The organism is Lentisphaerota bacterium (assembly GCA_016873675.1).
Taxonomy (GTDB): Bacteria; Verrucomicrobiota; Kiritimatiellia; order RFP12; family JAAYNR01; genus VGWG01.
Map to the genome: position 1 here is coordinate 55,485 of VGWG01000006.1, position 9,752 is coordinate 65,236.

Annotated in this window: 8 protein-coding genes; 2 read left to right on the forward strand and 6 right to left on the reverse strand. The window is 65.6% G+C overall.

What is annotated here, in order from left to right; all coding sequences use genetic code 11:
• Window positions 1–30: 30 nt before the first annotated feature.
• The 3 genes from FJ222_01885 to FJ222_01895 all read right to left on the reverse strand — a co-directional run bounded on the left by FJ222_01885 (window position 31) and on the right by FJ222_01895 (window position 2,469).
• On the reverse strand, window positions 31–441 hold the full coding sequence (locus FJ222_01885; GenBank protein MBM4163183.1) for a hypothetical protein: 411 nt from the start codon (window positions 439–441) through the stop codon (window positions 31–33).
• On the reverse strand, window positions 438–1,268 hold the full coding sequence (locus FJ222_01890; protein ID MBM4163184.1) for a 1-acyl-sn-glycerol-3-phosphate acyltransferase: 831 nt from the start codon (window positions 1,266–1,268) through the stop codon (window positions 438–440). The genes FJ222_01885 and FJ222_01890 overlap by 4 nt, the downstream gene beginning before the upstream one ends.
• A 136-nt stretch (window positions 1,269–1,404) precedes the next feature.
• On the reverse strand, window positions 1,405–2,469 hold the full coding sequence (locus tag FJ222_01895) for a hypothetical protein (GenBank protein ID MBM4163185.1): 1,065 nt from the start codon (window positions 2,467–2,469) through the stop codon (window positions 1,405–1,407).
• Window positions 2,470–2,734: 265 nt separating this feature from the next.
• Here FJ222_01895 and FJ222_01900 point away from each other — a divergent pair, with 265 nt between their 5' ends.
• The gene (locus FJ222_01900; GenBank protein ID MBM4163186.1) at window positions 2,735–3,313 is read left to right on the forward strand and encodes a fumarate hydrolyase; all 579 of its coding nucleotides are present in this window, start codon (window positions 2,735–2,737) and stop codon (window positions 3,311–3,313) included.
• Window positions 3,314–3,343: 30 nt separating this feature from the next.
• Here FJ222_01900 and FJ222_01905 read toward each other — a convergent pair whose 3' ends face one another.
• The 3 genes from FJ222_01905 to FJ222_01915 are packed head-to-tail and all read right to left on the reverse strand — an operon-like array spanning window position 3,344 to window position 7,744.
• On the reverse strand, window positions 3,344–5,440 hold the full coding sequence (locus FJ222_01905; GenBank protein MBM4163187.1) for a transglutaminase domain-containing protein: 2,097 nt from the start codon (window positions 5,438–5,440) through the stop codon (window positions 3,344–3,346).
• 19 nt (window positions 5,441–5,459) lie between these two features.
• The gene (locus FJ222_01910) at window positions 5,460–6,788 is read right to left on the reverse strand and encodes a DUF58 domain-containing protein (protein ID MBM4163188.1); all 1,329 of its coding nucleotides are present in this window, start codon (window positions 6,786–6,788) and stop codon (window positions 5,460–5,462) included.
• On the reverse strand, window positions 6,785–7,744 hold the full coding sequence (locus FJ222_01915; GenBank protein ID MBM4163189.1) for a MoxR family ATPase: 960 nt from the start codon (window positions 7,742–7,744) through the stop codon (window positions 6,785–6,787). The genes FJ222_01910 and FJ222_01915 overlap by 4 nt, the downstream gene beginning before the upstream one ends.
• 380 nt (window positions 7,745–8,124) lie before the next feature.
• Here FJ222_01915 and FJ222_01920 point away from each other — a divergent pair, with 380 nt between their 5' ends.
• On the forward strand, window positions 8,125–9,276 hold the full coding sequence (locus FJ222_01920; protein MBM4163190.1) for an ATP-binding protein: 1,152 nt from the start codon (window positions 8,125–8,127) through the stop codon (window positions 9,274–9,276).
• Window positions 9,277–9,752 lie beyond the last annotated feature (476 nt).

The following is a 9,752-nucleotide window of genomic DNA, read 5'->3' on the forward strand; positions in this document are numbered from 1 at the left end:
CGGTTCACGCCAGACCCCGACGTCCGGGCCTTATTCCCGCTCCTGAATGGGCGGCTTGATCTGGACGGGGCGGACATGAAGCGGGTAGCGCATCCGGAGTTGCTGGCCGAGCAGCACTTCGACCCAGTGGGTGCCCGCGGTCGCCAACCGCACGTTAACGAACACCTCCACGCTGGTGGCATTCTGTTCCTGCCCCGAGAGCGTGATCGGCACCTGCTGCCCTTCGCAGACGACGGTCTGTCCGTCGGGGGCGATGATCCGCGAGCGCTGGGCGAACGTCCCTTCGCCGCAGCACCAGCGGTTGACGAGGCAAATGCGGGGGAAGACGGCTGGCAGTTGCGTCACCACCAGTCCCTCGAAAATGCCGATCAGGATGAATTTGCCGTTCCGTTCCTGGCGCACATCGTCGCACAGCAGGCTGGCTTGAAGATCCGGTATCATTCGGTTTCCCCTTTCGCGGCCACGGGCATGCCCCACGCCCGCAGGCGTTCCTCGATAAACGCCACGCAGCGGCGGTGACGCTCCCCTTTCGCGAGGGTGTCCGACAGAGCCGGTCCCAGCGCAAACCGGATCGGGCGCGCGGGATCGACCATCCCGAAATCCTTGAGCACCCGTCCGATGCCTTGAAAATCGGTCTTGAGCGCCACCGGCACGAGCGGCACGCCCGCCGCACGCGCCAGCTTGTCTCCCATGGAATTGAACTGCTCCGCCTGGAAGACCGACCGGCGCGTCGCCTGCGGAAACAACAGCACCGAGCGTCCGGCCTCCAGCCGCAACCGCCCGGTCTCCAACACGGTGCGCAGGTCGTCGCGGGCGCTCCTGCGGGTAACGGTGATCGGCTGGATGCGACGCAACGGGGCGCCAAAGACCGGATAGGACAGGAGGCTCCGTTTCAGGACGATCGACAGCGGGGAATGGGCCAGCAGCGCCGCAGGGAGGAGGAGCGTCTCCAACATGCTCATGTGGTTGGCCGCATACACAACCGGCCCGCGGACATCGCGCAGGGCGTCGAACCCCTCGACGGTGATCACCGCCCCCATCTTCTCCGCCTCGCGCCAAGTGTCGAACACCACGCGCGCCCAGCCCGCCGTGTCGAAGAGGCCGCGCCGATTCAACCGCATCGCCGCCCAGATTGTACCGACCTCGCGCCACGAAAACCGCCACGTCGCCCGCCACCCGGCCCGCACCGGCACCGCCGGTCGTTCCGCCGCAGGTGTCTCGTACTGCCCCTCCCGCCGCAGGCCCTCATGAAATTGATCTACCGTCATGACGCCCACAGCATAACCGTTTGGAGACGGAAAGGCAACGGGCAAGAAAAGAGCGGGTCCGGGTAGGGTGGCCCGATTCTTTCAGGTGGCGGTTGCGCAGTGTTCATCCCGATGCGGCAGGTTGACGTTTCTCGGATCATTGGGAAGGGTCAGGCTGCCGGCCCTCCATCCGTCCCGCCAACGCCGCGAGCCGATCCACCGTCGCCGGGCCGAGGTTGCCTTCCTGGAAAATTCCGACGTTGAAGGTGACGCCGCCGCCGACCGCCTTGAAGTCGCGCACCACGCTTTCCAGTTCGTCCGTGGAATACAGCGGACGCTCCATCTGGTTGGGTTCCGGCGGAACCCAGGCAAACGGCGGATTCTGACATTCATGAAACACGATGCGGGTTTCCCACATGCAATCGATCGGCACAAGGCAATGCCAGAGGCAGTTCGGCGGCGGTTGCGTGGGATGCGTGGCAGGCGTCAACAGAAGCATCGGCTCATTGGAAACCTTCCAGCCGGGCTGGAGGAGAACCTTGCCCTGAGCCAGAAACCACGTTTCCCCCGAGAGATAGTCCTGATCCGGGACAGGCGGAAGGGTCAAACTTGCGGCGAAGGACGCATCATTGAACGCCACGGCGCAATCCGCGTTTCCAGCCCGGGCCGCATCGAGCCAGAGCGTGGAGTAGCGCGGCAAATCGAAGTACGCCGGATGATTGGCGTAGAATCCGTCGAACCACCAGGCGTCCAGAAGCGTTCCGAAACGCCGGGCGTACTCCGCAATGAATTCGGTGTAACGTCGCTGGGCCTCATCCATGGGAACGCCTTCCGGCTTCCAGTCGAAGCCAGTCTGCACGGCCTCAGGCGTACCCCCGACACCGGACGGAATGTAGGCGATAAACCGTCGTCCGAGTTGCTTCACTTCACGGGCGATCTCCAGCACCAGATCGCGTTTGGAGCAGTGCCCGGGGCCGATCAGGCGGTCCGCAACCGCATTCGGACTGGCATAACACCCCGTATTCTGGCCGATCGTAAAGATGAGCCAGTCGGCCTTAGAACGACGGAATCCATCGATAAACCGCTCCAGATCGAACTGGTTGACGGCCTCATTGTGATCCGTGATCTCGTGCTCGTACTGCTGTGGCGTGCGATCCCCCAGCCAGTGCACCATCATCCCAAACTTGCCCTGCCGCATCCAGGAAGCCCGTGGGGTCCTCATGATCATGCCTTTCCCGTTGAACGCGTTGTCGGGATTCTTATCAATAACCTGGAAAATTTCACGGAGGCAAGCATGCCAGAATCGGCCCGAAATGTACAGACCAGCGATTCTTCGGAGCCGCACTTATAATCTGGACGTCCGCATGTGTTTGCCCTACGCTGATGCCACGTTTTCCGGTCACGGGTCCGCTGCGGGCAGCCGCACGATTCGACGTGCCAGGTGCAGCGGCGGGGCGGCGGACCGGATGCGGGACGGAGGATGAGGGATGGATGCGATCAGGACGCTCACAAGCCCGTTTGACGAGCGACAGGTACGCGCCTTGAAGGCGGGCGAATCGGTCCGGCTATCGGGGACGATCTATACCGGCCGCGACCGGCTGCACGCCTTTCTTCACAGCGGCGGCGAGACGCCGGTCTCGCTGCGCGATGCGGCGATCTACCACTGCGGGCCGGTCGTGGTTCCGGCGGACGGCGGCGGCTGGCGGGTGGTGGCCGCCGGCCCGACCACGTCATCGCGCGAAGAGCCCTATATGGCAGGGCTCATCGCGCGCCACGGCGTGCGCGTGATCCTCGGTAAGGGGGGGATGGGCGACAAGACCCGCGAGGCCTGCCGCACCCACGGTTGCGTCTATCTGCAGGCCGTCGGCGGCGCGGCGGCATCACTGGCCAAACGGGTGACCGCCGTGCGGCGCGTGTTTTTCCTGGATGAATTTGGAGCGACCGAGGCGATGTGGGAATGGACGGTCGACGCGTTTGAAGCGGTTGTGGGGATGGATACGCACGGCCGGAGCCTGTTTGACGAGATCCGCCGGTCATCGGAATCGCGACTGGCGGAGTTGGTTTAGCGCGGGTTTGTTGATTCTCACGTACGGCAATCAGGCGCCAACCCGGGTTGGCGGCAGACGTGGCGGTTTGCCGGCGCGCGTCAGCCACGCTTCCGCCGCAGCCGGGTCGAGTCGCGCCCGATATCTCAGGCGCTGGTAGCCCTCCACCTGATCGCGCAAGTCCGCAAACGTCTCGGGCGGCAGCGCGGGCTGTATGCGCGTCAGCCAGGCCCCCCAGCCCTCGGCTTCGCGGCGGCGCAGATGCTCGAAGACCGCGCGCCGCGCGATGCGGCGCATCGCATCGGTTAGCGCTGCGCGCAGGAGGGACTCGTGCGTCGTCCGGCGGCGACGCGCGCGCCTCCGGAACCAGATGGCGGCCAGCCCGCCGACCGGCAGCAGAAAGCCTCCCGGACCTCGGAACAGCCGCCACGCCACGTCGACGAGCGACTCCCCCCCTGCGGCGATCACGGCCAGGAAGCTCATCGTCTTGAGCGTGGCAATCATCCGATCCCACAGGGCCATGCAGAGATCCCGAGTGCGGCGCACCAGTCCCGGCTTGGGATAGGCCGCTGGCCGACCATCCGGCGGCGTCGCCTCGACCAGCATCCACCGTCCCGCCTCGCGGTCCCACGCCTCCACCCAGGCGTGCGCCTCGCGCTCTCGCACCACCCACCGTTGTAGCCAGGGATCCCATTCGTCGCACGCATACCCGCCCACCACGCGGGCCGGGATGCCGATCGACCGGAGCATCAGCGCCGCCGCGCTTGCGAAATGCACGCAAAATCCCTCACGCCGCGCCATGAAATCGATCAGCGGGTCCGGCTTCGCCTGCAGGAGAACATCCGTGCGATACGCGAATGTCCGGGCGAAATGATCCTCAAGCGTCCGCACCGCCGCGCGCGCGGTTGGCGCTCCCGACAATCCCGCGCACGCCTGTGTCCAATTGGAGACCGCTCCCGCCAGCGCAATCGGCAACGCGAGATAAGCGGGATCGCCGAATCCATCCGGAGCCGGGTGGGCGTGCGCATCCGAGCGTGTCACGACGTCGACCTCGTACTGAAGGGGCAATGCGCCCTCGACCGTCAGCATGCCGTTGATATCTGCCCGGGGCTCCCCGCCGCCTTCGAATGCGAGCGTCACGGCGTTGCCGGGCACGCAGAAGGCCACCAGCATCCGCGGCGAGAGCACTTCGACCCGCACCTGATGGTCCACAGCCCCGGTCGGAACGGGCACCAGCGGATAGTCCTCGCCCGCGCGCCCCGAATCCCCGGCGCGAGGTTGAACCGGACCGCCCGGACTGGGCGCAAGCCAGCGACCGTCGGCGTAGGTCGTGAACACGCTCTCGCGCAAATAACCGGGCGACTGTTTGGCCTGGAGCAGCAGGACGATCCGCATCCGTCCGCTGAACCCCCGTGGCAGGGGGCGAGACAGCGGCAGGTCCGTGCCGCGCTGCTGGGCCTGTCCTCCCCGCGTCTGATAGGCCAGCCCCAACAGCCGTCGCTGCGCGGCCATCGCCACGTGCTCGATCGGCACGCGCAACCCGATCGCGAGGGCCAGCATCGCGGCCAGCCAGCCGCACCGCACCGTCAGTTCCCGCCAGCCAAACGGCCCTCGACCCGATTGCGTTTCCGCCGCCTGCCGCGCGTGCTCGAGTGCGCACACCAACCCCACAAACACCCAGATGCTGATGTGCGCGGCGATGGCGGGGGGGCGGCCGAACACGCCGTCTCGCCCGATCGTCAGCATCATCATGGGCAATGCGCCAGCCACGATTCGGGTGACGCCAACAGCGCTCATCCGGAAGAAGATCGCGCTCGCGGCCAATGCATAGGCGGCGGTGGCGGTCCGGTCGATCACGTAGTTTTGCTTCCAGACGTCCACCGGCTCTGCCACCCGCACCAGGTTGGCGGCGAGACAGATCACCGTGACGGCCAGCCACGTCCAGATCAGCCAGCGCGCGTTTCCCGGAAAGGGCCGCGGCAATACCACTGCGAGTCCAGCCAGCATGGCCGTCGTCCAGAGCAACCCCAATCCGTTCCCGTCGCGGCAATAGCCCCACGCGCACCACAGCAGCACCGCAGCCCCACACGCCACAACCCAGCGGCTTCGCGGCCGTCGATCCTCTTTCTGATGTGGTGTTGTCGCCATGAAGGTCCCCGCCTTCCGCTTAGACTGCCGACGTTTCGCCCCGTAGCACGGCCAGCGCCATCAGGCACTGCGCCTCGGGCGGCAGTCCATCCGGCCGTCTTCCGTCCGGTGTAAGCAGCACGATCTTGAGTCCGACCTCCCAGGCTTCCAACTCAGCGACCAGCGCCGCGCGCCGCGCATCCCATGTGGTCAACACCAAGCACACGCTCTGAATCAGCCGGATTTCTTCGAACAGCAGCGGCTCCAGCTTGTCCAAGGGATCCTCCCGGCAGCACTCGATTCCGGCGAGAATGTCCAGCACGTCTTCGAAATACCCCACGCGGCCCGCGCTGACGAAGCGATACACATCGGGACCGGCGATCAGCAGTTCGAGGACGCGATCAGTCACCGACAGCGCCTCGACGATCGCCGCCGTCAGCGCGAGCGCGGCCTCAAAGGGGTTGACCTGTGGATGAAAATCCAGGCCCAGGCGCCGGATCGGGCGCCGGGTGTCCACCAGCAATGCCGTCCGCGAGCGCCCCTCGGACTGAAACTCCTTCACCACCGGAACCCCCAGTCGGGCGGACGAGCGGGGGTGCACATGGCGCAGGGCATCGCCCTCCCGATATTCGCGGCAGCCGTGAAACTCAAACGCCTCGCGTGACAAGTCCATCGACGCCGACAGCTCATGGCGGTTGCGGGGCCCCAACGGCAGGTCGAGCGATTCGAGGCGCGTATAGCGGGGATAGACAAACAGCACGCGCTCAACACGATCCGTTCGCCCCCATCGCCAGAAACCGCACGGAAAATCGCTGTCCCAACGCAACGCCGGCAGGGTGTAAACGCCGCGCGCCAGTGCGCTCCCGCCGCTGGAGACGGTCTCTTCCTCTCCCGGACCCAAGACGCCCAGCGTGGCGGAGCGCACCCGCAGGTGGGTCCATCCCGAGTAGACCAGCGTTTCGATGCTGATGCTGCGCGCGGTCCGACGGCCCGTGTTGCGTACCTGATAGCGCGTCTCAAACCGGCTGCCGCACTCCACGCGCGCGGGCATCTGACACGTCACGGCGAGGCTCGGACAGAGGAACAGCCCGAGCGCGATGCAGGCCACGATCCACGCAGTAACGGCGAATCCCACCAAAAACAGCGAAGTGACAAAAAATTCGGTGAGCATGAGGAAGACCGTCGGCACGACACCTATCAGAACCGTGAGATACAGCCGCAGCGTCGCGTGGGAGGTCAGCCAGTAGTATAGCCCATGCACGAGCGGGAAGCGGTTGACGAGGCGCTCCTGCCGACCATGCTGATGGCCCACGGGCGGATACCGCAGCAGCCGCCAGAGGGCCGCGCCGCGCTGACCGATTCCCTTCATGCGGGAACGGGCTCCGCCCGCAGCACCTCGGCGACCACCGTTTCGCCGGAAAGTCCGCCGTGGCGGGCCTTGATGTCCACAAGCAGCCGGTGCGCGAGCACGGGGACGGCCAGCCGCTGCACATCGTCGGGCCGAACCGCATCGCGGTCCGCCAGGAAGGCGGCGGCCTGCGCGCAGCGTCGCAAGTCCAGCGCCCCGCGCGGGCTCGCCCCGAGCCTCAGCCGTGGCTCGCGCCGCGTTCGCTCCACGAGACGCACGATGTAATCCAGAACCGACGCCTCTACCTCGACGCGCCGCACCGCCTCCTGCATCCGCGCCAGCGCCTCGGTCTCCAGCACCGGCGTCAGCACATCCAGCGGATGCGCGGTCTCCTGGTCACGCAGCAGTTGCAGTTCGTCCTCGCGGGCGGGATAGCCCAGCGCCAGTTTCATACAGAAGCGGTCGAGTTGCGCCTCGGGCAGCGGGTAGGTGCCGTTGTGCTCGATCGGGTTTTGCGTCGCGACCACCCAGAACGGGCGGGGAAGCGGACGCGATTCGCCCTCGGTGGTCACCTGCCGCTCGCTCATCGCCTCCAGCAGCGCCGACTGGGTGCGCGGCGACGCGCGGTTGATCTCGTCCGCCAGCACGATGTTCGCCTGCACCGGCCCCGGCCGAAAGGTGAAGCTGCCCGTGGCGGCTGAGTACACCATGCCGCCGGTGATGTCGGTGGGCAGGAGGTCGGGCGTGAACTGGATGCGGGAGAACCGGGCCTTGAGCGAGACGGCCAGGGCTTTCGCCAGCGTCGTCTTGCCCGTGCCGGGAACGTCCTCGATCAGCACATGGCCGTCGGATAGCAGCGCCGTTAGCAGCAGGTCAATCACCCCGGACTTGCCCCGGATCACCCGTCCCAGGTTCGCCTTCAGTTGCGATAGCACCGCAATCGGTTCACGCTCGTCCCGTCCCGTTGGATCTGCCATTTTCAGTCTCCTCGCATGACCGGTTAAAGTTCTCAGAGCGCGTCACTAGGGTTCTCGACCAGCGCTTGGGTAGTTGGATGCCTCCGGAAATAGAAAACAACCGCTGCCGCGCCGCCGATAGCTAATGGCAGACACCCAACGTAAGGGAAAACAGCGTTCTATGCCGCACGCACCGTCGAAATAAGGAATGCCCAAAATGCGTAATATGCCAGCCCCAGCAAAAGCAACACAAAGGGGTGTCGCCTTCCCGACCATGGCGAGAGGATAGTCGTGAGAAGGGGGGGTGTCAAGAAGGATGTGGGAAGGATGTGGGGAGGCAGTTCTATGTCTCGCAAAACTTTATGGTTGATAATTGAGCGCAACGGTGGCAATATTCACGCATGAAGATGCCAAGAAAACGACTTGTTAGCAGCGTTCAGGAGGCGTTGCGGCGCAGCCGCTGCGTCGGGCTGGTCGGCCCGCGCCAATGCGGCAAGAGCACGTTGGCGCGGGAGGTCGCCGGGGCGGATGCGGCCGCTTATTTTGATCTCGAAGATCCGGTGTCTGAGGCCCGCCTGCGCGATGCGAAGCTCGCATTGGAACCGCTCAGCGGCCTCGTCGTGATTGACGAGGTGCAGCGGCGGCCCGACCTGCTGCCGCTGCTGCGGGTCTTGGCGGACCGTGATCCGCTTCCCGCGCGGTTTCTGCTGCTGGGCAGCGCCGCGCCCGAACTGCTTCGCCATGCGTCGGAGAGCCTGGCCGGGCGCATTGAGTTTATTGAAATGCGCGGCTTCACTCTTGATGAGACGGGGGACGCGCAGGCGCGCCAGCTCTGGAGCCGGGGCGGATTCCCGTTGGCTTATCTGGCTGCGAACGACCGCGACAGCCTGAAATGGCGCAACGCCTTTCTCCAGGCGTTTGTCGAGCGAGACCTGCGACAGTTGGGAGTGGATTTGCCGCCTGCGACGGTGCGGCGTCTGCTGACGATGCTGGCCCACTATCACGGGCAGACGTGGAATGCGTCCGAAGTGGGACGCTCGATGCAGCTTTCCCACACGACCGTCAAACGGCATCTTGACCTGCTGACCGGCGCATTGCTGGTGCGCCAATTGCCTCCGTGGTTTGAGAATGTCGGAAAACGGCTGGTCAAGGCGCCAAAAATCTACCTGCGCGACACCGGCCTGCTGCACGCGCTGCTGGGGCTGCAGACCCTGGCGGATGTCGAGTCACACCCCGTTCTCGGCGCATCGTGGGAGGGGTTTTCGCTGGAAACGCTCATCGCCTGGCGGGATGAACCGGCTGCGTACTTCTGGGGCACGCACGGCGGGGCGGAACTGGACCTCTGCTGGATGTCCGGGCCGCGTCGGCTGGGCGTCGAATGCAAATACACCAGCAGCCCGTCTGTGACAAAGTCCATGCGCGTCTCGCTCGAAGACCTGGCGCTCGACCACCTCTATGTGGTCCATCCGGGACGGGGACTTTTTCCACTCGCCGACCGGATCACCGCCGCCGGGTTGTCGGACATGCGGGCCATCCTGGCAGATGAGCACTGATCGCGCGCTCACGGGCGCGGCGTCAGGAACCCGCCATGGCGGCGGGGAGAAGCCGTGTCGTCGTCGTCATTCGAACGCGATGTGTCCGTGCTGCCGGGAACGGGGGATTTCTCTTCCGGGAGCGCTTTTCCGGCGACCGGCTCTCCCCGGGGCGTGCGAACGGTCTCCGTTTGGGTCTCTGGCGTCCTGACGGGATTCGTCTTGATTTCCTGCGGTTTCACCGGCCCCGTCTGAGTCTCTTGCGGTGTAACGGACTCCATCCGGGATTTCATCCTGCTCGTATTAAACGCATTCCTTAGCGAATCGAGATGAGCCGGTGGCTCGACGGGTGTGATCCTGGGCGGCATGCGGGGCGTGGTGTCCGGTGGCTCGATGGGTGTGATCTTGGGCGGCGGCATGCGGGGCGTGGGGACCGGTGGCTCGACGGGTGTGATCTTGGGCGGCGGCATACGGGGCGTGGTGACCGGTGGCTCGAC

Coding starts and splice junctions, on each gene's coding strand:
- FJ222_01890 (MBM4163184.1), bottom strand. CDS start 1,268: ATGACGGTAGATCAATTTCATGAGGGCCTGCGGCGGGAGGGGCAGTAC.
- FJ222_01920 (MBM4163190.1), top strand. CDS start 8,125: ATGAAGATGCCAAGAAAACGACTTGTTAGCAGCGTTCAGGAGGCGTTG.
- FJ222_01910 (MBM4163188.1), bottom strand. CDS start 6,788: ATGAAGGGAATCGGTCAGCGCGGCGCGGCCCTCTGGCGGCTGCTGCGG.
- FJ222_01915 (MBM4163189.1), bottom strand. CDS start 7,744: ATGGCAGATCCAACGGGACGGGACGAGCGTGAACCGATTGCGGTGCTA.
- FJ222_01900 (MBM4163186.1), top strand. CDS start 2,735: ATGGATGCGATCAGGACGCTCACAAGCCCGTTTGACGAGCGACAGGTA.
- FJ222_01895 (MBM4163185.1), bottom strand. CDS start 2,469: ATGAGGACCCCACGGGCTTCCTGGATGCGGCAGGGCAAGTTTGGGATG.
- FJ222_01885 (MBM4163183.1), bottom strand. CDS start 441: ATGATACCGGATCTTCAAGCCAGCCTGCTGTGCGACGATGTGCGCCAG.
- FJ222_01905 (MBM4163187.1), bottom strand. CDS start 5,440: ATGGCGACAACACCACATCAGAAAGAGGATCGACGGCCGCGAAGCCGC.